Origin of the sequence: Cellulomonas pasadenensis, assembly GCF_047229365.1 — a bacterium.
Taxonomy (GTDB): Bacteria; Actinomycetota; Actinomycetes; order Actinomycetales; family Cellulomonadaceae; genus Cellulomonas.
The window spans coordinates 15,362-38,571 of sequence record NZ_JBFTEP010000020.1; the positions used below are offsets into that span (position 1 = coordinate 15,362).

20 protein-coding genes and 1 pseudogene are annotated in these 23,210 nt (G+C 75.2%); 3 read left to right on the forward strand and 18 right to left on the reverse strand.

Annotated elements, in window-relative coordinates:
* Positions 1 to 46 precede the first annotated feature (46 nt).
* Positions 47 to 1,027 (forward strand): LacI family DNA-binding transcriptional regulator, encoded by a 981-nt coding sequence (locus AB6N23_RS04760; RefSeq protein WP_412864964.1) that lies wholly within the window; start codon positions 47 to 49, stop codon positions 1,025 to 1,027.
* Positions 1,028 to 1,087: 60 nt separating this feature from the next.
* Here the strand turns inward: AB6N23_RS04760 and AB6N23_RS04765 are convergent, their stop codons facing one another.
* Positions 1,088 to 2,620 (reverse strand): peptide MFS transporter, encoded by a 1,533-nt coding sequence (locus AB6N23_RS04765; RefSeq protein WP_412864948.1) that lies wholly within the window; start codon positions 2,618 to 2,620, stop codon positions 1,088 to 1,090.
* Between the two features lie 156 nt (positions 2,621 to 2,776).
* On the opposite strand from AB6N23_RS04765, the gene AB6N23_RS04770 reads away from it, so the two are divergent.
* Positions 2,777 to 4,156, forward strand: coding sequence for a cryptochrome/photolyase family protein (locus tag AB6N23_RS04770; RefSeq protein ID WP_412864949.1), 1,380 nt, complete (start codon positions 2,777 to 2,779; stop codon positions 4,154 to 4,156).
* A 127-nt stretch (positions 4,157 to 4,283) separates the two neighbouring features.
* On the opposite strand, the gene AB6N23_RS04775 is transcribed toward AB6N23_RS04770, so the two are convergent.
* The 12 genes from AB6N23_RS04775 to AB6N23_RS04830 all read right to left on the reverse strand — a co-directional run bounded on the left by AB6N23_RS04775 (position 4,284) and on the right by AB6N23_RS04830 (position 16,599).
* Complete coding sequence (locus tag AB6N23_RS04775) at positions 4,284 to 5,225, reverse strand: 2-hydroxyacid dehydrogenase (protein WP_412864950.1); 942 nt, start codon at positions 5,223 to 5,225, stop codon at positions 4,284 to 4,286.
* Positions 5,226 to 5,297: 72 nt separating this feature from the next.
* The gene (locus AB6N23_RS04780; RefSeq protein WP_412864951.1) at positions 5,298 to 5,843 is read right to left on the reverse strand and encodes a GNAT family N-acetyltransferase; all 546 of its coding nucleotides are present in this window, start codon (positions 5,841 to 5,843) and stop codon (positions 5,298 to 5,300) included.
* 185 nt (positions 5,844 to 6,028) lie between these two features.
* A complete protein-coding gene (gatB, locus tag AB6N23_RS04785; protein ID WP_412864952.1) occupies positions 6,029 to 7,540 on the reverse strand; it encodes an Asp-tRNA(Asn)/Glu-tRNA(Gln) amidotransferase subunit GatB in 1,512 nt (503 codons plus the stop codon).
* Entirely contained in the window at positions 7,540 to 9,039 is a 1,500-nt protein-coding gene (gene gatA, locus AB6N23_RS04790; RefSeq protein ID WP_412864965.1) for an Asp-tRNA(Asn)/Glu-tRNA(Gln) amidotransferase subunit GatA, read from the reverse strand. Before gatA ends, gatB begins: the two co-directional genes overlap by 1 nt.
* 38 nt (positions 9,040 to 9,077) lie before the next feature.
* Entirely contained in the window at positions 9,078 to 9,377 is a 300-nt protein-coding gene (gene gatC, locus AB6N23_RS04795) for an Asp-tRNA(Asn)/Glu-tRNA(Gln) amidotransferase subunit GatC (protein ID WP_135971963.1), read from the reverse strand.
* A 59-nt stretch (positions 9,378 to 9,436) separates the two neighbouring features.
* Positions 9,437 to 9,859: a pilus assembly protein CpaE gene (locus AB6N23_RS04800; protein ID WP_412864953.1), complete on the reverse strand. Its 423-nt coding sequence runs from the start codon at positions 9,857 to 9,859 to the stop codon at positions 9,437 to 9,439.
* 158 nt (positions 9,860 to 10,017) lie between these two features.
* Positions 10,018 to 10,299, reverse strand: a complete 282-nt coding sequence (locus AB6N23_RS04805) for a DUF7336 domain-containing protein (RefSeq protein WP_412864954.1) — start codon at positions 10,297 to 10,299, stop codon at positions 10,018 to 10,020.
* A gap of 301 nt (positions 10,300 to 10,600) precedes the next feature.
* Entirely contained in the window at positions 10,601 to 11,602 is a 1,002-nt protein-coding gene (locus AB6N23_RS04810) for a sugar phosphate isomerase/epimerase family protein (protein ID WP_412864955.1), read from the reverse strand.
* 2 nt (positions 11,603 to 11,604) lie between these two features.
* Positions 11,605 to 12,789, reverse strand: a complete 1,185-nt coding sequence (locus AB6N23_RS04815; RefSeq protein ID WP_412864966.1) for a Gfo/Idh/MocA family protein — start codon at positions 12,787 to 12,789, stop codon at positions 11,605 to 11,607.
* A gap of 91 nt (positions 12,790 to 12,880) precedes the next feature.
* A complete protein-coding gene (locus tag AB6N23_RS04820; RefSeq protein WP_412864956.1) occupies positions 12,881 to 13,933 on the reverse strand; it encodes a substrate-binding domain-containing protein in 1,053 nt (350 codons plus the stop codon).
* 75 nt (positions 13,934 to 14,008) lie between these two features.
* Entirely contained in the window at positions 14,009 to 15,058 is a 1,050-nt protein-coding gene (locus AB6N23_RS04825) for an ABC transporter permease (protein ID WP_412864957.1), read from the reverse strand.
* Positions 15,055 to 16,599 carry a sugar ABC transporter ATP-binding protein gene (locus AB6N23_RS04830; RefSeq protein WP_412864958.1) on the reverse strand — a complete coding sequence of 515 codons (1,545 nt, stop codon included), beginning with the start codon at positions 16,597 to 16,599 and terminating at the stop codon, positions 15,055 to 15,057. Before AB6N23_RS04830 ends, AB6N23_RS04825 begins: the two co-directional genes overlap by 4 nt.
* 122 nt (positions 16,600 to 16,721) lie before the next feature.
* On the opposite strand from AB6N23_RS04830, the gene AB6N23_RS04835 reads away from it, so the two are divergent.
* Positions 16,722 to 17,921, forward strand: coding sequence for an ROK family transcriptional regulator (locus AB6N23_RS04835; protein WP_412864959.1), 1,200 nt, complete (start codon positions 16,722 to 16,724; stop codon positions 17,919 to 17,921).
* Positions 17,922 to 17,928: 7 nt separating this feature from the next.
* On the opposite strand, the gene AB6N23_RS04840 is transcribed toward AB6N23_RS04835, so the two are convergent.
* From AB6N23_RS04840 to AB6N23_RS04860, 5 genes and pseudogenes are all read right to left on the reverse strand, one after another.
* Positions 17,929 to 19,248: a GNAT family N-acetyltransferase gene (locus AB6N23_RS04840; RefSeq protein WP_412864960.1), complete on the reverse strand. Its 1,320-nt coding sequence runs from the start codon at positions 19,246 to 19,248 to the stop codon at positions 17,929 to 17,931.
* On the reverse strand, positions 19,245 to 20,513 hold the full coding sequence (locus AB6N23_RS04845; protein ID WP_412864961.1) for a hypothetical protein: 1,269 nt from the start codon (positions 20,511 to 20,513) through the stop codon (positions 19,245 to 19,247). Before AB6N23_RS04845 ends, AB6N23_RS04840 begins: the two co-directional genes overlap by 4 nt.
* 122 nt (positions 20,514 to 20,635) lie before the next feature.
* Positions 20,636 to 21,595: a hypothetical protein gene (locus AB6N23_RS04850; RefSeq protein ID WP_412864962.1), complete on the reverse strand. Its 960-nt coding sequence runs from the start codon at positions 21,593 to 21,595 to the stop codon at positions 20,636 to 20,638.
* A complete protein-coding gene (locus AB6N23_RS04855; protein ID WP_412864963.1) occupies positions 21,592 to 22,212 on the reverse strand; it encodes a hypothetical protein in 621 nt (206 codons plus the stop codon). Before AB6N23_RS04855 ends, AB6N23_RS04850 begins: the two co-directional genes overlap by 4 nt.
* Before the next feature lie 74 nt (positions 22,213 to 22,286).
* Positions 22,287 to 23,210 (reverse strand): annotated as a pseudogene (locus AB6N23_RS04860) (hypothetical protein); the annotation flags it as partial.

Here is a 23,210-nt window from a genome sequence, read left to right on the forward strand (position 1 = left end):
CGGTTGCTCTACGATCACCCACGTGGACCTCGCTCCTCGCGTCAAGATGGCCGATGTCGCCCGAACTGCCGGGGTCTCGGTCGCCACCGTCTCGAAGGTGGTCAACGGTCGCTACGGCGTCTCGCAGAGCACCCTGGAGCGCGTCCAGGGTGTCATCGCCCAGCTGGGCTACGAGGCGAGCCTCGGCGCGCGCTCGCTGCGCAGCTCGCGCACCAACGTGCTCGGCATCCTCGTCGCCGAGTTCGAGCCGTTCTCCACCGAGCTCCTCAAGGGTGCGTCCAGCGCCGTCGGCGCCACCGGCTACGAGCTGCTCGCGTACTCGGGCGGCGGCGGCCACGCCGACGTCGGCTGGGAGCGGCGCTACCTCTCGCGCCTGTCGGGGACCCTGATCGACGGCGCCATCATCGTCACGCCGACGGTGGTCGAGGCCGTCCCGGGCATCCCCGTCGTGGCCGTCGACCCGCACGCCGGCCCGTCCGGCCTGCCGACCGTCGACGCGGACAGCTTCGCCGGCGCGGTCACGGCCACCGAGCACCTGCTCGGGCTCGGCCACCGGCGCGTCGGCTTCCTCGGCGGGCGTCCGGACCTGGAGTCCGCCCGCGAGCGCGAGCGCGGCTTCCGGCACGCGATGGCCGCCGCGGGCGTCGACGTCGACGAGACGCTCGTGCGCAACGGCGGGTACCGCCCCGAGACGGCGGCAGCGCCCGCCCGTGACCTGCTCGACCGCGCGCAGCGCCCGACCGCGGTGTTCGCGGCGAACGACCTGTCGGCCATCGAGCTCGTGAAGGTGGCGCAGGACCTCGGGCTCGACGTGCCGGGCGACGTGTCCGTCATCGGGTTCGACAACGTGCCGGAGTCGGCGCTGTGCACGCCGTCGCTCACGACCATCACCCAGCCGCTGCAGCGGATGGGCGCCGAGGCCCTCCACCTGCTCGTCGACCTCGTCGCCGGCCGCGAGCGGGAGCCGCACCTGCGCCTGCCCACGGAGCTGGTCGTGCGCGCGTCGACGGCCCCGCCCGCCGTCTGACGCCCGGGGCGGCGCGCCCGTCGTCGGCGGGCGACGCCCGCCGCTCACGACGCGCCCCCGTCACGCACGCGCGGCGACCTCCTCGTCGCTCTCCGCACCGGCGGCGACGTGCCGCGTCACCCACGGCGCGAGGGCGGCCATGACGCCCGCGAGGACGAGGGCGACGAGGCCGATCCCGCCGAAGTACGTCACGACCGGCACGTCCTGCGTGGCCCCGACGAGCTGGGCGGTGATGGCGTTGCCCGCCGCGGGTGCGAGGAACCACAGCGCCATCGCCTGCCCGCGGAACGCCTGCGGCGCGAGCAGCGTGGTCGCCGCGAGGCCCACCGGCGACAGGCACAGCTCGCCGAGGGTCTGCAGCAGGTACACCACGACGAGCACCCACCAGGGCGCCTTGGCGTCATCGACGGCCGCGGTCGCACCGGCGAGGAACAGGAAGCTCAGCGCGGCGAGGCCGAGGCCGAGCGCGAACTTGATCGCGGTGGACGGCCGGTCGCCCGTGCGGAGCCACAGCCACGCGAACACCGGCGCGAGCACGATGATCGCCGCCGGGTTGACGGACTGGTAGAGCTCCGGCGAGATCGTCGTGCCGAGGACCTGCAGGTCGGTGCGGTCGCGCGCGTACTCGGAGAGCGTGCTCGACGCCTGCTCGAAGATCATCCAGAACAGCGTGGCCGCGACGAACAGCGGCACGTACGCCCGCAGCCGCGAGCGCTCGGCGGCGTTGACCTTCGGCGAGCGGAACATGATGAAAAACATCGCCACGGGTGCGGCGAACGCCAGGTAGGACAGCCCGTTGATGACGACGTCGAGCGGGCCCTCGCTGCGGTCGGTGGCGGTCGTGATGAGCCACCCGAGCGCGACGGCGGCGGCCACCGCCACCGTGAGCAGCAGGACCATGCGGGCCACGCCCGGACGGTCGGCCGGGGTCAGCGGGTTCGGGGGCCGCTCCCCCGCCCCCCGGAGCAGCCCGCGCCCGACGACGAACGCGAGGAGCGCGAGACCCATGCCGACCGCGGCGACGGCGAACCCCGCGTGGTAGCCCCCGATGCTGCGGGCGAGGCTGACGGCGAGCGGCGCCGCCAGCGACCCGATGTTGATGCCCATGTAGAAGATCGAGAACGCGGAGTCGCGCCGCGGGTCGTCCCGGCGGTACAGGTCGCCGACCATGCTCGACACGTTCGGCTTGAGCAGGCCCGTGCCGACCGCCACGAGCACGATGCCGAGGTAGGCCGTCGCCGCGGACGGCAGCGCGAGGCAGACGTGCCCCGCGGCGATGACGACGCCGCCGTAGAGGGTGGAGCGCCGGGCGCCGATCATGCGGTCGGCGACCCAGCCGCCGACGACCGTCAGCAGGTAGACCGCCGACCCGTAGACCGCGACCAGCGCGAGACCCGTGGCCTCGTCGACGCCGAGGCCGTCGTTCTCGACCGTGTCGGTCAGGTAGTAGAAGAGGATCGCCCGCATGCCGTAGTAGCTGAACCGCTCCCACAGCTCGGTGCCGGACAGCGTGAACAGCCCGGCGGGGTGGCCGAGGAAGGTGCGACCTTCCGTGGGCGTTGCGCGCACGGGGAGGTCGGCGGCGTTGCTCATGTCCTCCATGCTCACCCCGCCCGGACACCGGTGCGCGCCTTCCGGGGCCGTGGGTCCCGTCACACCGGGCCGCACCGGTCGGCGCGGCTGCCGACGCCCCCCGCGCTCGCCGGCCGCTGCGCTCGCCGCCCGCACGGCCCCGGGTTAGCGTGCCGCGTGCCGACCGTGCTGTGGTTCCGCCGCGACCTGCGGCTCGCCGACCACCCCGCCCTCGTGGCGGCCGTCGCGCAGGCCCGCGCCGAGGGCGGCGAGGTCGTGCCGCTGTTCGTCGTCGACCCGCGGCTGTGGTCGGTCTCCGGCCCACCGCGGTTGGCCTACCTCGCGGCGAGCCTGCGCGCGCTGGACGCGTCGCTCGACGGCCGGCTGGTCGTGCGGCACGGGCGCCCGGTCGACGTGCTGCCGGCCCTCGTGCGGGAGATCGACGCGTCGGCCGTGCACGTGAGCGCGGCGACCGAGCCCTACGGCCGGCGGCGCGACGCCGCCGTGGCGGAGGCGCTCGGCGACGTCCCCCTCGTCGCGACGGGCTCCCCGTACGCCGTCGGGCCCGGCCTGCTGAGCACGGGCGCCGGCGACCCGTACCGGGTCTTCACGCCGTTCCGGAACGCGTGGCTCGACCACGGGTGGTCGTCGCCCGCACCGCGTCCCCGGGACGTCCCGTGGGCGGACGTGCGCGGCGACGGCGTGCCCGCCGGCCCGGCGACGGACGTGCGGCTGCCGGCCGCCGGCGAGGAGGCCGCCCTCGCCCGCTGGCACGCGTTCGTCCGCGACGACCTCGCCGGCTACCGCGAGGACCGCAACCGTCCCGACCTCGACACCACGTCCGTCATGTCGCCGCACCTCAAGTACGGCGAGATCCACCCCCGCACGATGCTCGCGGACCTCGCCGAGGCCGGGCGCGGCGCCGCCGGCCCGCTCGCGGAGTCCGTGACGACGTACCGGTCCGAGCTCGCCTGGCGGGAGTTCCACGCCGACGTCCTGTGGCACGTGCCGGGCGCCTCGTGGGAGTCGCTGCGCGCGGTCGTGCCCGACGACGCGTGGGCGACGGGGCCGGAGGCGGACGCCGCGTTCGACGCGTGGGCGGAGGGCCGCACCGGCTACCCCGTCGTCGACGCCGCCATGCGCCAGCTGCGCGCGATCGGCTGGATGCACAACCGGATGCGGATGGTCACGGCGTCGTTCCTCGTCAAGGACCTGCACCTGCCGTGGCAGCGTGGCGCGGCGCACTTCATGGCGTGGCTCGTCGACGGCGACGTGCCGCAGAACCAGCTGAACTGGCAGTGGGTCGCCGGCACCGGGCGCGACGCGGCACCGTACTTCCGCGTCTTCAACCCGGTGACGCAGGGGAAGAAGTTCGACCCCGACGGCGCGTACGTGCGCCGCTGGGTGCCCGAGCTGCGCGACGTCCCCCGGTCCGCGATCCACGAGCCGTGGACGCTCGGCCTCGAGGCGCCCGAGGACTACCCGCCGCCGATGGTCGACCACGCGCGCGAGCGCCGCGTCGCCCTCGAGGACCACGCCCGCCGCCCGACCGCCTGACGTCGGGCCCCGCCCGCCCGCTCCTCGCGAGCGCGGTGGATGCGTCACGAGCGCGGGTGGTGCGACACCCGCACTCGTGACGCATGTACCGCAGTGGTGGGTGGGGCGGCGGCGGGCTTGCGTCGGGTCAGGTGCGGGCGACCTCGTTGTCCGGGTCCCGGCCGGCGAGGAGCGCCTCCAGCTGGCGGCGGACCAGTGCGGCGACGCGCGGGTACGTGGCGTCGGTGTTGCCGCCCTGGTGCGCCGTGATCAGCACGCCGGGCGCACGCCAGAGCGGGTGGTCGGCCGGCAGCGGCTCCGGGTCGGTGACGTCGAGGCCGGCCCGCAGGCGCCCGGCGGTGAGCTCGGCGAGCAGCGCGTCGGTGTCGACGACCTTGCCCCGCGCGACGTTGACGAGGATCGCGCCGTCCTTCATGCGGCCGAGCGCCTCGGCGTCGAGGAGGTGGCGCGACGTGGGCGTCAGCGGGATCGCCAGCACGACGACGTCGGCGTCGGGGAGCAGGTCGTCGAGCTCGTCGACGCCGTGCACGTGCCCGTCGGCGTCGTCACGCGCGGTCGTCGCGACCCGGACCAGCTCGACCTCGAACGGCGCGAAGCGGGCGTCGATGGCCCGGCCGACCGACCCCTGCCCGACGACCAGCACCCGCCGGTCCGCGAGCGACTGCCCGTACGGGTTCTCCCAGCGGCCGGCGTCCTGCGCGCGCACGGCACCCGGCAGGTCGCGCTGCACCGCGAGGGTCAGCGCGACGGCGAGCTCGGCCGTGCCGGCGTCGTGCACGCCCCGGCCGTTGAGGAGCGTGACGCCCGCGGGCAGGTGCGGCAGCGCGTGCTCGTACCCGGCGCTCGGCAGCTGCACCCAGCGCAGGTGCGGCAGGTCGTGCAGCACGGCGAACCCGCCGCGGGCGACGAAGTAGTGCGGCACGACGACGAGGTCGACCTCGGCCGCCTGTGCGGGGTCGAGCGGCGCGCGCAGGTCCCACGGGACGAGCCGCAGGTCGTCGGGGTGCGCGGCGGCGAGGTCCGCGAGGCGGGCGAGCAGGTCCGGGTCGGGAATGGTGGCGGTGAGCACGGTGCGGTACGGGTCCCTCGGGTCGGGTCGGGGGCGGGCGGTGCAGGTCGAGCGGCGCGCGACGGCGTGCCGTCAGGCCGGCTGGCGTGCGCGGAACTCGTCCTCGAGCATCGACATGACGATCGCGTCGCACCACCCGTCGCCGTCGCGGTAGGCGTCGCGACGACGGCCCTCCACGCGGAAGCCGATGTTCTCGTACAGGGAGACCGCGCGGCTGTTGATGCTCAGCGCCTCCAGCTCCACGCGATGCATGCCGAGGCCCTCGAACGCGAACCCGAGCACGAGCTCGATCGCCTCGGTGCCGTACCCGCGACCGCGGTAGACGGGCCGCATCGCGAGCCGCAGCCCGGCGCAGCGCACGTCCTCGTCGATGTCGTTGAGGACGATCTCGCCGCGGTACTCGTCGGACCCGTTGGCGGTCACCGCGAAGTCGTAGCGGCCCTCCGCCGCCTCCAGGCTCGCGCACCACGCCGCGACCTGCTCGCGGGTGAACGTCCGCGTGGTGCCGGTCAGCCGGTTGCCCTCGGGGTCGGCGAGCATGTCCCACATCGCGTCGGCGTCGTCGCCGCGGACCGGCCGCAGGACGATCATCTCCCCCTGCAACGTCGGCTTCTGCATCGCGCACCTCCACGCCTCGTGCGCCCGTCCGGGCGTCGCTGCGACGGCCGGCGCCGTCACGTCATCGTAGGACCGGCGTGTGACCCGGATGTTGCACGTCGCCCCCGCACGCCGCGCGGCGCGGTGACGCACGACGGCGCCGGCACCCTCGCGGGTTCCGGCGCCGTCGGGTGCGGACGCGCAGGTCAGGCTTGCACGCGCTCCAGCACGAGCTCGCGCACGCGGCCCGCGTCGGCCTGACCCCGCGTCGCCTTCATGACGGCGCCGATGATGGCGCCGACGGGCCCGAGGTTGCCGCCACGGATCTTCTCGGCGATGTCGGGCTGGGCCGCGAGCGCCGCGTCGATGGCCTCGAGCAGCGGGCCGTCGTCGGAGACGACCTCGAGCCCGCGTGCGACGACGACCTGCTCGGGGTCTCCCTCCCCCGCGAGCACGCCCTCGAGCACCTGGCGCGCCAGCTTGTCGTTGATGCGACCGGCGTCCACGAGCTGCTGCAGCGCGCCGATCTGCGCGGGCGTGATCGGCAGCTCGGCGAGCTCGACCTCCTGCTGCTTCGCCGTGCGGGCGAGCTCGCCCATCCACCACTTGCGGGCGGCGGCCGGCGAGGCACCCGCGGCGACCGTCGCCTCGATGAGCTCGACGGCGCCCGCGTTGACGACGTCGCGCATCTCGGCGTCGGCGTAGCCCCACTCGCCCTGCAGGCGGCGGCGCCGCGCGGCGGGCAGCTCGGGCAACGACGCGCGGATCTCCTCGACCCACGCCGGGTCGGGGACGATCGGCACGAGGTCGGGCTCCGGGAAGTACCGGTAGTCCTCGGCGTCGGACTTCACGCGGCCGGACGTCGTGCTGCCCGTGTCCTCGTGCCAGTGCCGCGTCTCCTGCACGATCGTGCCGCCGCCGTCGAGGACGGCCGCCTGGCGGCTGATCTCGTAGCGCACGGCGCGCTCGACCGAGCGGAACGAGTTGACGTTCTTCGTCTCGGTGCGCGTGCCGAGCGCCGACTCCGGGGTCGGCCGCAGCGACACGTTGACGTCGGCGCGGACGTTGCCGCGCTCCATGCGCGCCTCGGAGACGCCGAGCGCACGGAACAGGTCCCGTAGCGTCTGCACGTACGCGCGCGCCACCTCGGGCGCGCGCTCGCCGGCGCCCGTGATGGGCCGCGTGACGATCTCCACCAGGGGCACGCCGGCGCGGTTGTAGTCGACGAGGGAGTACTCCGCGCCGTGGATGCGGCCCGTGGCGCCGCCGACGTGGGTGTTCTTGCCCGCGTCCTCCTCCATGTGCGCGCGCTCGATCTCGACGCGGAACGTCGTGCCGTCCTCGAGCTCGACGTCGACCCAGCCGTCGTGGGCGATCGGCTCGTCGTACTGCGACGTCTGGAAGTTCTTCGGCACGTCCGGGTAGAAGTAGTTCTTCCGCGCGAACCGGCAGGACGCCGCGATCGAGCAGTTCAGCGCGAGGCCGATCCGGATCGCGTACTCGACGGCCGTGCCGTTGACCGCGGGCAGCGCGCCCGGCAGGCCGAGGCTCACGGGCGTGATCTGCGTGTTCGGCTCCTCGCCGAAGGACTGCTCGGCGCCGTCGAACATCTTGGTGCGCGTGCCGAGCTCGACGTGCACCTCGATGCCGATGACCGGGTCGAACCGGGCCACCGCGTCGTCGTAGTCGACCAGGTCGACGCTCGTCGTCGTGCTCATCAGGCGACCCCTCCGGTCAGCTCGGGCGCGCGGCGCAGCAGCGGCCCTTCCCACCCGAACTCCAGCAGCGCCTCGAGCGCCGCGCCGACCTTGTACAGCCGGGCGTCCTGGCGGGCGGGCGCGAGGATCTGGAACCCGACCGGCAGGCCGTCGTCCGACAGTCCGTTCGGCAGCGACATGCCCGGCACGCCCGCGAGGTTCGCGGGGATCGTCGCGACGTCGTTGAGGTACATCGCGAGCGGGTCGTCCAGCTTCTCGCCCAGCCTGAACGCCGTCGTCGGCGCGGTCGGCGAGACGAGCACGTCGGCCTGCTCGAACGCCGCGGCGAAGTCGCGCTGGATGAGCGTGCGGACCTTCTGCGCCGACCCGTAGTAGGCGTCGTAGTAGCCCGCCGAGAGCGCGTACGTGCCGAGGATGATGCGGCGCTTCACCTCGTCGCCGAAGCCCTGGCCGCGCGTGGCGGCCATGACGCGCTCGGCCGTCACGGGACCCTCGGACGGCTCGACGCGCAGGCCGAACCGCATGCCGTCGAACTTCGCGAGGTTGCTCGACGCCTCCGCGGGGAGGATGAGGTAGTACGCCGCGAGCGCGTACGTGAAGTGCGGGCACGAGACCTCGACGACCTCGGCGCCCGCGTTGCGCAGCGCCTCGAGCGACTCCTCGAACCGCGCCAGCACGCCCGGCTGGTAGCCCTCGCCCTGCAGCTCGCGGACGACGCCGACGCGCATCCCCCGGAGGTCGGTCGACACGCCCTCCTTCGCCGCGGCGACGTAGCCGGTCGCCGGGTCGGTCAGCGACGTCGCGTCCCGCGGGTCGTGCCCGCCGATGAGCTCGTGCAGCAGCGCCGCGTCCATGACGGTGCGCGTGCACGGGCCCGCCTGGTCGAGCGACGACGCGAGCGCGATGAGGCCGTAGCGCGAGACCGACCCGTACGTCGGCTTCACGCCGACGGTGCCGGTGACGGCCGCGGGCTGGCGGATCGAGCCGCCGGTGTCCGTGCCGATCGCGAGCGGCGCCTCGTACGCGGCGATCGCCGCCGCCGACCCGCCGCCGGACCCGCCGGGGATCCGCTCGAGGTCCCACGGGTTGTGGGTGGTGCCGTAGCCGGAGTGCTCGGTGGACGAGCCCATGGCGAACTCGTCCATGTTCGTCTTGCCGAGGACCGGCAGGCCCGCGGCCTTGATCTTCTCGACGAGCGTCGCGTCGTACGGGGGGACCCAGCCCTCGAGGATGCGCGAGCCTGCCGTGGTGGGCAGGCCGCGCGTGACGACGACGTCCTTGACGGCGATCGGCACGCCGGCCAGCGGGTGCAGCTCCTCGCCGGCACCGCGACGGGCGTCGACGTCGGCCGCCGTGGCCAGCGCCTCGTCCGCGGCGACGTGCAGGAACGCGTGCACCTGCGGCTCGACGGCCGCGATGCGGTCGAGGTGCGCCTGCGTCAGCTCGACGCTGCTGATCTCGCGCGTGCCGAGCCGCTGCGCGAGCTCGGACGCGGGCATGTGGGTCAGGCGGCTGTCCGCCCCGCTCGTCGCGGCGCTCACGCCTCCTCCCCCAGGATCTGCGGGACGAGGAACTTGCCGTCCTGGGCGGCCGGCGCCTGGGCGAGCACCTCGTCGCGGTCCAGCGGCGCGACGGGCTCGTCGGCGCGGAACACGTTGGTCAGCGGCAGCGGGTGGCTGGTCGCGGGGACGTCGGGCGTCGCGACCTCGGACACCCGGGCGACCGACTCGACGATGACGTCGAGCTCGCCGGCGAGGCGGTCGAGCTCGCCCGGCGTCAGGTCGATCCGGGCGAGCGCGGCGACGCGCGCGACCTCGTCGCGGGAGAGGGTGGACATGGGGGTGAGTCTAGACGTGCGCCCCCGGCCGCCCGGGCGGCGTGCGTCGGGCGGGCGCGTCAGGCGGTGCGCTCGAGCGCGGCGGTGACCAGCGCGAGCAGCGCCTCGCCGTACGCGTCCTCGGCCGTGTCCGCGGTGAACACGCGCGCCGGCTGCCCCACCAGCTCGATGAGCACCTGGTACGCGCCGTCGGTGGAGCGCGCGAGGCTGCGGAACGCGCGGCCGAGGAGCTCGCGCAGCTGGTCCTCGCGGGGCAACCAGAGGGCGTCCTCCTGGCGCACCGAGTCCAGCGCCCACTCGGTCGTCCCGTTGAAGCCGAGCACCGTGCCGGTCTCGTACTCGTGGGGCTCGACGACCATGTCGGAGATCGTGAAGACGTCGCCGTCGAGGTCGGCGCCCTGGATCGCGAACCGGTCGCCGGGCCGCGGCTGCCAGCGCAGGCCGGCGGCCTGCAGGGCGATGGCGAGGTCCGTCGAGATCATCTGCCCAGTATCGGCGCCCGGAGCGGCGGCGCCACCGCGGGCGCGCGCGCCCCGGCTGCGGTGTGCGCCACGACCGTCTGCTCGGCCTCCAGCGACGCGACCCCGCTGTGCGCCCGCGCACGTCCTCGGCCCCGGGGTCCGCGCGCAGGAGCGTCCCGTCAGCGGGGCTCGGAGACGAAGCCGTCGGCCCACTGGTCACCGTCGTCGACGGTGTAGGGCGTGACGAGGAAGCAGTCGGGCTCGTCGCGGAAGCCCGGTCGCCGGCGTGCCCGCTGGATCACGCGCTCGGCGGCGGCCTCGGAGGAGAAGATGCCGAGGATCTTCAGGTCGTCCCCGTCCTGCTCGTCCCAGACCAGCTCGCCGCCGTCGTCGCGGTGCTGTGTCGGCCGCCCGTCGAGGAAGCGGGCGTGGCGTACGTGGTGAACGAGGTAGACCTCCACGCGTGCAGCCTTCCACGCACCCCACCCGATCAGCGGCACGACGGTACGGCCGATCGGGGCACGTGGACCTCTGGGCCTCGAGGCGGCGGGACGAGGTGCACGTGGGGCTCGCGCGGCGCGTGCGGGAGACGGTTGCGCTCGATCGGCTGAGGCACCCCTGGTACCGACCCCGGAGGGTGGCTCCGCACCGCTCGGGCCCGGTGCGCCCGGATCTCGGTCGTGCCGGGCGCTCGGTATGGCGGGCGGCGCCACCGCGGGGCCCCTCCTGCCCGCGGCGGCGCCGGTCCTCCGGCGGCCGGCGTCAGCGCGTGCTGAACGCCGCGTCGAACGCCGCGGTCGGCGGGTCGAAGAGGTTCGCGCGGACGAACGCGAGCGCCTCCGGCGCGCCGACGAGCCGGTCCATGCCGGCGTCCTCCCACTCGACCGACACCGGGCCGTCGTAGCCGATCGCGTTGAGCGCCCGGAACGACGGCTCCCACGGCACGTCGCCGCGGCCGGTGGAGACGAAGTCCCAGCCGCGGCGCGGGTCGGCCCACGGGAGGTGCGACGAGAGCCGGCCGTTGCGGCCGTTGCCGAGGCGCAGCTTCACGTCCTTGCAGTCGACGTGGTAGATCCGGTCCCGGAACTCGAGCAGGAAGTCGACCGGGTCGAGCTGCTGCCACACGAAGTGGCTGGGGTCCCAGTTGAGGCCGAACGCCTCGCGGTGGCCGATCGCCTCGAGCGCGGCGACGGTCGTCCACCAGTCGTAGGCGATCTCGCTCGGGTGGACCTCGTGCGCGAACCGCACACCGACCTCGTCGAACACGTCGAGGATCGGGTTCCACCGGTCGGCGAAGTCCCGGTAGCCCGCCTCGACCAGCTCGGCGGAGACCGGCGGGAACATCGCCACGTACTTCCAGACGGACGAGCCGGTGAAGCCGACGACGGTCCTCACGCCCAGCCTCGCGGCCAGCCGCGCGGTGTGCTTCATCTCCTCGGCCGCGCGCTGCCGCACGCCCTCGGGGTCACCGTCGCCCCACACGCGGTCGGACAGGATGTCGCGGTGCCGCTGGTCGATGGGGTCGTCGCAGACGGCCTGGCCCTTGAGGTGGTTGGAGATCGCCCACACCTTCAGGCCGTACTTCTCCAGGACGGCCAGCCGGCCGGCGACGTAGTCGTCGTCGTCCCAGCGCCACGGGTCGAGGTGGTCGCCCCAGCAGGCGATCTCGAGGCCGTCGTAGCCCCACCCCGACGCGAGGCGCGCGACCTCCTCGAACGGCAGGTCGGCCCACTGGCCGGTGAACAGGGTGATCGGGCGCGCCATCGTCAGGCCTCCGGGTCGGTCGAGGTGTCGGTCGTGGGTGCGGGGACGTCGGTCCAGGTGCTGCGGTCGGCGGCCGAGCGCTCGACCGCGTCGAGGACCCGCTGCACCTGCAGCCCGTCCGCGAACGACGGCCGCGGCTGACGGTGCGCCGCGACGTCCCGCACGAGGTCGACCGCCTGGTGGGTGAACGCGTGCTCGTACCCGAGCCCGTGCCCGGCCGGCCACCACGCGCCGACGTAGGCGTGCTCGGGCTCCGTGACCACGATGCGGCGGAAGCCCGCCTCCCACGCCGGCTGGCTCGCGTCGAAGTAGTGCAGGACGTTCATGTCCTCGAAGTCGAACGCGAGCGACCCCGCCGACCCGTTGATCTCCAGCCGGATCGCGTTCTTGCGCCCGTACGCGAACCGCGTCGCCTCGAACGTCGCCAGGCCCCCGCCCGACAGCCGAGCGAGGAACACCGCGGCGTCGTCCACGGTGACCGGGCCCGTCTCCCCCCCGGACGAGCCCGTGGCCGACAGGCCCGCGGACGACGACGCCACGGGCCGCTCGCGCACGAACGTCTCGAGCACCGCCGACACGCCGGTCAGGTGCTCACCCGTGACGAACTGCGCCAGGTCCACGACGTGCGCGCCGATGTCGCCCAGGGCGCCCGAGCCGGCCCTCGCGCGGTCGAGCCGCCACGACAGCGGCGCCTGCGGGTCCGCGATCCAGTCCTGCAGGTACTGCGCGCGCACGTGCCGGACGGTGCCGATGCGTCCCTCGTCGACGAGCCGCTTGGCGAGCTGCACGGCCGGCACGCGGCGGTAGGTGAACCCCACCGTCGCGAGGGCGCCCGAGGCGCGGGCCGCCTCGGCCGCGCGGACCATCGTCTCGGCCTCCTCGACCGAGTTCGCGAGCGGCTTCTCGCACAGCACGTGCTTGCCGGCCTCGAGCGCGGCGACCGCGATGTCGGCGTGCGTGTCGCCGGGCGTGCAGATGTCGACGAGGTCGACGTCGTCCCGGGCGACGAGCGCCTTCCAGCTCGTCTCGGCGTCGCGCCAGCCGAGCCGGTCGGCGGCCGCGCGGACCGCCCGCTCGTCGCGGCCCGCCACGACCGCCATGTCGGGTGCCAGCGGCAGGTCGAAGAAGCGGGGGGCGGTGCGCCAGGCGTGCGCGTGGGCGACGCCCATGAACGCGTAGCCCACCATGCCGATGCCCAGGCGCGGGAGCGTGTCTGCCACGGGGTCCTCCTCGTGGGTCGGGGCGCCGGGCGGGCGGTCCGCCCGCCCGGCGCGCGGGTCAGGACTCGAACGCGGTCGGCAGGTACTCGTCGACGTTCGCCTTGGTGACCACGGGGGCGTACAGCTGCACGGTGCGCGGCACCTCCACCTCGACGAGGTCGCTCATCGCCTTCTGCTGGACGAGGAGCCGGGCGAGCTTGACGCCGTCCGCGGCCTGCGTCGACGGGTAGACGACGGTGGCCTTGAGCACCGAGTCGTCCGCCTTGATCGACTCCATGACGTTCTTCGAGCCGGCGCCCCCGACCATGATGAACTCGTCGCGGCCCGCGTTCTCGATGGCCGCCATGACGCCGACGCCCTGGTCGTCGTCGTGGTTCCAGATGGCGTCGAGCTCCGGCGCGGCCTGCAGCAGGTTCGCCGCGGCGGCCTCGCCGCCCTGCACCGTGAAGTCGGCGGCGACGCGGTTGCTCACCTCGAGGCCGCACTCGGACAGCGCGTCGGCGAAGCCCTGGCTGCGGTCCTGCGTCAGGGGCAGCGAGTCGATACCGGCGATCTCGGCGACCTTCGCATCGCCCCGGTCGCCCAGCTGCTCGCAGATGTACGCGCCGGCGCTGACGCCCATGCCGTAGTTGTCGCCCAGCACGGTGGTGCGGGCCGCGTTCGGGTCGTCGAACTCGCGGTCCACGTTGACGACGACGATGCCGGCTTCCATCGCCTGGTGCGCGACCTCGGTGAGGGCGGCGCCGTCGAACGGCAGGAGCACGATCGCGTCGACGCCGTCGTTGATGAACTGCTCGATCTGGCTGATCTGCAGGTTGACGTCGTTCGTCGCCTCGGCCTGCACGAGCTCGACGTCCTCGTACTTGTCGGCCTCCGCGACGGCGGCGCGCGTGATGGCGCCCATCCAGCCGTGGTCGGCGGCGGGGGCCGAGAACCCGATCGTGACCGTGTCGCCGGGCTCGTCGTTCTCGGTGCCCGGCACGGCGGCCTGGGCGGTGCCCTCGTCTGGCGACTCCTGGGGGGCGTTGGACGTGCAGCCGGTCACCACCAGGGCGAGACCGGCGGCGGTGCCGGCCACGGTGAGCCAGCGGCGACGCAGGGGTGCGGACATGGCGATCCTCCTCGATCGGGGTGCTGCGCGGGGACGGGCGGGTACAGGGGTGTGCCAGGGGGACGGGCGTGCCCGTCAGGTGCGCGCGCGGGAGCGCTCGGCGATCCGCTGCTGCAGCAGCACGGCGGCGACGATGATGACGCCCTTCGCGATGGCCTGCGCCGAGATGGAGAGGTTGTTCTGCGTGAAGACGTTGGTCAGCGTCGTGAAGATGAGGACGCCGAAGACCGTGCCGACGATCGTGCCGCGGCCGCCGGCGAGCAGCGTGCCGCCCACGACGACGGCGGCGATGGCGTCGAGCTCGTAGAGCTGGCCGTTCGTCGAGCTGCCCGCTGTGGTGCGGCCGAGCATCATGACGCCGGCGATGCCCGCGGCCAGGCCGGCGAGGGCGTACAGGTACATGGTGTGCCGGCGCACGTCGATGCCCGCCAGCCGCGCGGCCTCCGGGTTGCCGCCGACGGCGACGGTCCGGCGACCGAACGTCGTGCGGTTGAGCAGCACCCAGCCGGCGACGGCGACGACCGCGAAGATCCAGACGAGCATCGGCACGCCGAGCAGGTCCGAGCGGAAGAAGTCGAGGAACCCGTCGACGCGGACGACCTGCGTCTGCCGGTTCGCGATCATCTCCGCCAGGCCGCGGGCCGCGACGAGCATCGCCAGGGTGGCGATGAACGCGACCACCCGCCCGTACGCGATGAGCACGCCGTTGACGAGGCCGGCGCCGAGGCCGACCGCGAGCGCGCACACCACCATGACGACCCAGTGGTACTGCTCCGCCATCGCCTGCGTGGCCAGGGTCGACGCCCAGACGGACGACAGCCCGAGCACGGAGCCGACGGACAGGTCGATGCCGCCGGCGGTGATGACGAAGGTGACGCCGACGGAGAGCACGCCGATGACGGCGGCCAGCCGCAGGATCGTCATGAGGTTGTCGAGGCTCGCGAAGCGCTCCCCGGCGGTCGCGACGCCGACGGCGCAGATGAGCAGGAGCGCGATGACGAGGCCCAGGTTGCGCCCGGCGGCACCGGCGAGGAGGTTGCGGCGTGGGCGCGCGGCGGCGCTCGCGTCCTCCACGCGCGCGGACTCGTCCGCGGCCACGCCGGCCGTGAGGTGCTGGTCGCTCACGCGGCACTTCCTTCCATGACGAGGTCGAGCACCCGGTGCTCGTCGATCTCGGACGCCGGCCCGGTGTGGACCACGCGCCCCTCGGACAGGACGAGGACGCGGTCGGAGAGACCGAGCACCTCGTCGATCTCGCTCGACACCACGACGACCGCGGCGCCGGCCTCGGCCAGGCGCGCGACCAGGGCGTAGATCTCGGCACGCGCGCCGACGTCGACGCCGCGCGTGGGCTCGTCGAGGAGCAGCACGCGGCAGCCGTGCACCAGCCAGCGCGCGAGCAGGACCTTCTGCTGGTTGCCGCCGGACAGGGTGCGCGCCGCGCGGTCCGGGTCGGCCGGACGCAGGTCGAGCGCGCGGATCTGCTCCTCGGCGACGCGGCGCTCGGCCGGCTCGTCGACGAAGGCGCCGCGCGCGGTGCGGCCGAACGACGAGAGCGTGATGTTGCGGTACACGGGCTCGTCGAGCAGCAGGCCCTGGCTCTTGCGCTCCTCGGGGCACAGGCCGATGCCCGCCCGCACCGCCGCGCCGACGGACCCGTGCACGGGACGCCCGTCGACGCTGACCCGGCCGGCGTGCGCGCGGCGGGCGCCGAAGACCGTCTCGAGGACCTCGGAGCGGCCCGAGCCGACGAGGCCGGCGAGCCCGATGACCTCGCCCGCCCGGACGTCGAACGACACGTCGGCGAACGCGCCGCGGACCGTGAGGTCCTCGACCCGCAGGACGACGGGTGCGTCGGACGGGACGGCCGGGCGCCGCGGGATCGCGTACTCGACGGTCCGCCCGGTCATGAGGCGGATCAGGTCGGGGGTCGCCGTCGTCGCCGCCGGGAGGTTCTGGGCCACCGTGCGGCCGTCCTTGAGGACGGTGATGCGGTCGCCGATCTGGCGGATCTCCTCGAGGCGGTGCGAGATGTAGACGACCGCCACGCCCTGCGCGGTGAGCTCGCGCACGACGCGGAAGAGGTTGGCGACCTCCTCGCTGTCGAGCACGGCGGACGGCTCGTCCATCACGATGACGCGGGCGTCGTGCGACAGCGCGCGCGCCATGCTGACGATCTGCTTGCCCGCCGCGGACAGGGAGCCGACCTCGCGGTGCGGCGACAGGTCGGGGTGCCCGAGGCGGGCGAGCAGCGCGCGCGTGCGCTGGGCGGCGGCGCGGCGCTGCGTGAAGCCGCCGGACGCCATCTCGTGCCCCAGCCAGACGTTCTCGGCGACCGACAGGCCGTCGACGACGTCGAGCTCCTGGTACATCGTGGCGACGCCGAGCCGCAGGCCGGCGACGGGGTGCGCGATGGTGACGGGGCTGCCGTCGAGCAGGATCTCGCCCTCGTCGGGCTGGTGGGCGCCGGCGAGCACCTTGATGAGCGTCGACTTGCCCGCGCCGTTCTGGCCGAGCAGGCAGTGCACCTCCCCCGCGCGGACCTCGAGGTCCACGCCGTCGAGCGCCCGGGCGCCGGGGAACTGCTTGACGATGCCACGCATGCGCAGGATCGCGTCCGTGGGAGCCGTCGGTGCGGCGGGAGCCGCGGGGTCGTCCTTGACCATGCCGAAGAACGTACGGCGACTTCTGCCGACGGTCAAGCAAAAGATGCGTGCCAACTGGCAGAGTTATCCCACCGTGACATGCCGAAGTCCGGCGACCGCGGCGAGGAGGCGACACTGTGCGCATGGACGAGCCGCTGCGGACCACCCGCTCCCCCGGCATCGGCGACCTGCTGCAGCTGCTGCGCGACGGCCGCCCCCGCACCCGGGCGGACCTCGCCGCGGTCACCGGTCAGGCGCGCTCCACCGTCGCGGCACGCGTCGACGCGCTGCTCGCGACCGGCCTCGTCGCACCTGCCGGGGCGTCGTCGTCCACCGGCGGCCGACCGCCCGCCACGTTCGCGTTCCACCCCGCCGCCGAGGTCGTGCTCGCCGTCGACCTCGGCGCCACGCACGCGCGCCTCGCGGTCACCGACCTCGCGGGCACCGTCCTCGCCGAGCACGGGGAGCCCATCACCATCGCCGACGGCCCGGACGTCGTCCTGCACCGCGTGGCCGACCTCGGCCGCCGGCTCCTCGACGAGGCGGACCGGCCCCCGGGCGACCTCGCCGCGGTGGGCGTCGGCCTGCCGGGACCGGTCGAGCACGCCACCGGCCGGCCCATCAACCCGCCGATCATGCCCGGCTGGGACGACGCCGACGTGCCGGGTCTCCTCGGCCGGCTGCTCGACGCGCCCGTGCTCGTCGACAACGACGTCAACATCATGGCCGTCGGCGAGCACGTGACCTGCTGGTCCGGCGTCGCGGACCTGCTGTTCGTCAAGGTCGCCACCGGCATCGGCGCCGGCATCGTCACCGACGGCCGCATCCGCCGCGGCGCGCAGGGCGCCGCCGGCGACCTCGGGCACATCGCCGTGCCGGGCGGCGCCGACCGGCCGTGCCGCTGCGGGAACACCGGCTGCCTCGAGGCCGTCGCGTCCGGGCAGGCGCTCGCCGCCGACCTCGCCGGCCGCGGGCTGCCGGCGGCGTCGGGCGGCGACGTGGTCGCGCTCGTCCGGTCCGGCGACGTCACCGCGTCCGCCGCGGTGCGCGAGGCCGGGCGCAGCATCGGCGCCGTGCTCGCCGCGACCGTGAGCATGCTCAACCCGTCGGTCATCGTCATCGGCGGACGCGTCGCCGACGCCGGCGAGCACCTGCTCGCCGGCATCCGCGAGGTCGTCTACGCGCGCTCGCTGCCGCTCGCGACCCAGCACCTGCGGATCGTCGCGTCGCGGACCGGCGAGCGCGCCGGCGTGCTGGGCGCCGCCGCGATGGCGGCCGAGCACGTGCTGTCGCCGGCGGCGGTCGACGCGCGGCTGCCGGCACCGGCCGCCGTCGCCCGCTGACGGACCCTCAGCAGCCGCCGACCGTCCCGCCCGGCTGCCGACGGTAGGCGTAGCGGTGCGCAGGGGCGAACCCGAGCCCGGCGTACAGCGCGCGGGCCGCGGCGTTGTCCGCCTCGACCTGCAGGAACGCGCGCGTCGCCCCGCGGGCGGCGGCCACCTCGAGTGCCGCGACGGTGAGCGCGCGGCCGACCCCGCGGCGGCGCCCGCCCGGCACGACCTGGAGGCACGACAACGCCGCCCAGCCGTCCGCGAGGGCGACGCGCACCACGCCGACAGGCGTGCCGTCCGGCGCGGTGGCGGTCAGGTACAGGGCCGGTGCACCCGTGAGGAGGCGTCGGCCGGTGCCCTTGGGGCCGCCCTTGAGTCCCACCCACGTGTCGAGCCACGCGTCGTCCGGGGCGTCGGCGACGCGCAGCGCGAGGCCGCCGGCGAGGACAGCGCCGCCCGACACGTCCTCCCCCGCCACCGGGACCGCGCGCCGGCGCCCGGTCAGGTCGCGGACCAGCACGTCCGTGACGCTCGAGGTGACGTACCCGCGGGCGTCGAGCTCGGCGGCGAGGCCGGGCGCAGCGCCCGGGTCGCCGACGCGGAACACTGCGGGCGCCCCTGCCGCCGCGTACAGAGCCTCGACCGCGTCGACGGCCGCCGGCAGGTCGTCCGGCGCGCCGAGCGGCAGCACCGAGCTACCCCGCTGCGTGAAGCCGTCGGACGTCCCGACGCGCCACGACCCGACGCGCTCGACGCGCAGCGGCGGCCACGTCGCCGCCTCGACGAGCGCCCCGGGCGCCGCCGGGACGGACCACGTGTAGACGAGCATCGGCATGTGCCCGATCGCCCAGTCGCGCTCCGGGGTGCGCACCATGCCGAGCCGCTCGTACAGCCGCTGTGCGACGCGCATCTCGACCTTGGTGGTGAGCACGACCCCGCGCGCCCCCGCTCCCGCGGCCTCCGCGAGCGCCGTCCGGACGAGCTCGGCGGCCAGACCCGTCCCGCGGACGCCCGGGTGCACCGCGAGCATCCGCAGCTCGACCTCGCCGTCGCGGGCGATCTCCGCGAAAGGACTGCCGGCGGGCGCGGACGTGAGCGTCCCGACGACCTCCTCCGTGCCGTCCGGGCCGGCCAGGGTCGCCACGAGCACGTCGGCCTGCCTCACACGCCGGGCGGCGTCGCCCAGCTCGGCGACGTACGGCGACGCCGGGTCGACCAGCCCCTCGCCGACGTAGACGCCGGCGACCAGGCGGCCGACCGCGTCGACGTCGGCCGGGCCGGCGCGGCGGACGCGCACCGGCCCCGCCGTGGCGGTCGTCGTGGCGTGCGGGACGGTCATGCGTGCTCCTCGTCGGTGCGCCGCGGGTTGGCGGGCGCGGCCGGGGCGGGCGGCGGGTCGTCCAGCGGGGGCAGGTCGAGCAGCGCGCGGCAGAACTCGTGCGTCGTGCGCAGCTGGTGCCGCACGGCCGCCACGCTCGTGCCGCCCCACGCGTACTCACCGGGCAGCCCGGCCACCCCCGCGCCGGTGGGCAGGTGGACGGCTCGGCCGAAGTTGCCCCGGGGATGCTCGAAACCGACGGTGAGGTCCAGGGAGCCGTAGACGCGCACGCGGACCCAGTCGTCGTAGCCCGGCTGCAGGACCGGCCGGTCCACGGCGTCGACGCCGAACTCCGCACGGACCAGATCGAGGACGGCGGAGAGGCTCCGCATGTCGCCACCGCCCCGCCGGTACTCCTCGCGGGTCATCGCGACGCGGCCCGCGAGCCAGCGCAGGTAGCGCTCGGGGAGCGCGGCCCGCGAAACGGCGAGCGCCTGCTCGGTCACCCGGTCGGCGGCGACGTCCCACGGTGCCTCGACGTGGTCCAACGGGACGACGGTGCCGTGCCCGGTGCGGATCCACCCCGCCGCGCCGCGGTCGTCGAGCCGCACCTCGAACGGGTGCACGAGCAGCGCCGTGCCGGTGACGCACGTGCCCGCCGCGTCGGCGCAGGGCGACGTGACCTCCGCCGCCACGTTCCGCGACGGGGACGCGACGACGCGGAACAGGTCGCCCGGGTGCGCCGGGCGGCCGCCGCGCGCACGGGCGCCGCCCGCGGCCGGCCGCACCGCCCGCGCCTGCGCGCGCGCCCGCAGCACGACCTCCCGGAGGGACGCCGCGACGTCGGACGCGCCGGCGGGCCCCGCCGCAGCCGCGGGCGGCACGTCCGCACCGTCCACCCGGGCCCACACCCCGTCGTCCCGGACGCCCACCTCGAGCACGCTCGTCCCGTCGAGGGTGAGCTCCGCCGCGACGGACCGCGAGCGCAGCCGGGGCTCCGCGGCGTCCGCACCGAGCACCGCCGCGGTGGCCCGCGCGCACCAGGTCGACCACGCGAGAGCGGGAGGTGCCGCCGGGTCGTCGGCAGGGACGGCGTGCCAGCGGCCGTCGGCGTGCGCGTCGCGGTCGAGGACCAGCCCGTGGGCCGCCAGCTCACCGAGGAGCCCTGCCCGGCGGCCCGCATCCAGGACGTCCCATGGGTCGCGGGAGAAGCTGACGGGCGACCCTGCGGCGGCCGCGGACGCAGCCGCCGCCAGGAGCTGCGCGCCGTGGTCGGCGGTGGTCACGTCGACGCCCGGCGGCGCGACGCGCGACGGAGCACGTCGACGTGCACGACCAGCGTCCGGCGGACGGGAGTCGCGCGGAGGCCGTCGACGGTGAGCACAGGCACGCTCGGGGACGGCACCGGTCAGGCGGCTGCGACGGTGCGCAGCTCGACCCACTCCGCCAGCTCCGCGACGGCGCGAGCGACGGACACGGGCGCGCTGTCGAGCGGCACCCGCCCGCCGAACAGCGCGTAGAGGTGCCGGCCGGCGCCCACGTCGACCGACCGGGCGAGCGCACGCTCGGGGCCACGCAGAGCGAGGTGCGCGCTGAACCGGCGGCGCACGCCGAGCGCGAGCCCGTCCACCTCCGCGTCCTGCCGCCGGCCGAGCACCGCCCAGCCGTCCCCGAGGAACCGCGTGAGGGCCTGCTCGACGCCCGGCAGCCCGGGGTCCGGCTCGTAGCCCCGCACGACGAGGCCGGCGCCGCGCGGGTCACGGCGGTACCGCGCCAGGTAGGCCGCCGGCAGGGTGGCCGCCGCGCGGTCCCGGGCCTGCGTCAGCACGTCGCGGACGGCGGCAGCGGTGTCGGCGTCCTCGGCGGCGAGGTCGACCGCAGGCAGGGCGAAGCCGTCGAGCCGCGCCCACGCGCCGCCTGGTCGCACGCCGACGGTGAGCACGTACGCCCCCAGCAGCACGACCTCCGCCGCACCCGACGCCGAGCGCAGCCGCGGCTCCGTGACGTCGTCGCCGAGCACCGCCGCGGTGGCCTCGGCGCACCACGCCGCCCACTGCAGCCCCGCCGACGTCCCCCGCTCCGCCGGGCGCACGGCGTGCCACAGGCCGTCGGCGTGGGCGTCGCGGTCGACGAGCAGGCCGTGCCCGGTCAGCACCTCGAGCTGACGCGCGAGCACGCCGTCGTCCGGGACCGTGCACGGGTCGACCGGGAACGTCACGGGCTTGCCCGACGCGACCGCGTCCTCGACGAACGGCACGACGTACGCGTCGACGTACTGCTCGACCGACAGGTCCTGCTCCGCTCGCACCCGCGCGGCCTGCGGCAGGTCGAAGTAGGCGGCCGACCGGTCACCTGCGGGAACGGTCACGGGGTCTCCTCGTCGTCGGTCCGGGGCGGCAGGTCCAGGCGGGCACGGCAGTACTCGTCGAGCACACGGTAGGCGCGCCGGACGGAGCCGGGCGTGCCCGCGACGCCCGGGCGCTCGCCGGGGAGGTTGTGCAGGTAGCCGCCCCACGGCATGGCGAGCGTGCGGTAGAAGGTCCGGTGCGGTGCCTCCAGCCCGGTCACCAGGTCGAAGCGGCCGTAGAGGCGCACGCGCACCTCGTCCCCCTCCTCGGTGCCCGGGTGGACCTCCGGTGCCGACATCACACCGTCGAACCGCGCCCGGAGCAGCGTGAGGACCGCGTCGAGGCTGCGCAGGTCGTCACCGTCCCGCAGGCGCGGCTCCGGGTCCATCGTGGTCCGGGCCTCGTGCCATGCCAGGTAGCGGTCGGGCAGGAGGTCGCGCGCCGCGTGCAGGGCGCGCTCCGTCACGGTGTCCGCAGCGTCGCTCCACGACCCCTCCACGGTGGGGAGCCGCACCACGTCGGGGGTGCGCAGCGTGGCCGAGGCCCCGCCGGGGACCAGCCTCACCTCGAGTCGGAATGCGCTCCACACCATCGCGGTGAGCGCACGCCCGTCCTCGTCCACCATCGCGTCGCGCACCGCCCCCGCGACGATCCGCGCCCGCGAGGCGACCGCGAGAGAGAGGTCGGCCGGACGCCACGGGTACGCACCTGTCACGATGCGGCGCCCGGGGGCAGCATCGTCCAGTAGTCGCCGTTCTTGGTGATCGTGTAGAAGTTCGGCGGACCGGCGAGGAACTCGTACTCCTGGTAGAGGAACGCCTTGGTGTTGGCCGTCGGGTCGTGCGAGAAGTCGATCGGCTTGCCGCTGGCGACGGCGTCCTCCAGGAACGGCAGGTTGTACGCCTCGAACATCCCCTGGTCGTCGAGCTTCTGCGACGTCTGGATGGCGGCCCAGTCGTCACCGAGGGAGAAGTACGTGTGGTGGTCGCCCGCCTCGGTCACGTAGCTGCGCCCGTCGGCGTTGAACCGCCCGAGCATGTACCGGTCGGCGTCCGGGTTGTGCACCGACTCCTGGCGGACCCGCAGGTACTCCTCGTCCGTGACACCGGCCGGCTTGTGCGCCAGCGGGTCCGGGGCAGGCGTCGGGTCGCTCGGGTCCGTCGGGTCGCCGGGGTCCGTGCCGTCGTCACCCGGACGACCGCCGTCGGGGCCCTCCGGGTCGTGCGGCGTCGTGGGCGTCTCGGGGTCCCCGGGGCGCCCACCCGGGCCGTCGGGCGGCCGCGGCGGGTCCACGTGCGGGACGTCGAGCTCCGCCTCGGGGGCGCGCGGGGGCATCGGCGGGGTGCCGCCGACGCCAGGGGTACCGCCACCACCGGGCGTGCCGCCACCACCAGGTGTGCCACCGCCACCGGGCGTGCCACCACCAGGCGTACCGCCGCCGCCCGGCACGCTGCCGCCGCCGGGAGGGGGGCCGTCCGGGGTGGTGCCGTCGCCCGGGCCCCGGGGGGGCGTGCCGTCCGGGGTCCGCGGCGTGCTCGGCGCGTCCGCGCCCGAGCGGCCGAAGCCCGGCAGGTCCAGCTCACGCAGCCGGCGCAGCAGCGGGCCGACCAGGTCGCCGAACCGGCGGAACAGCGT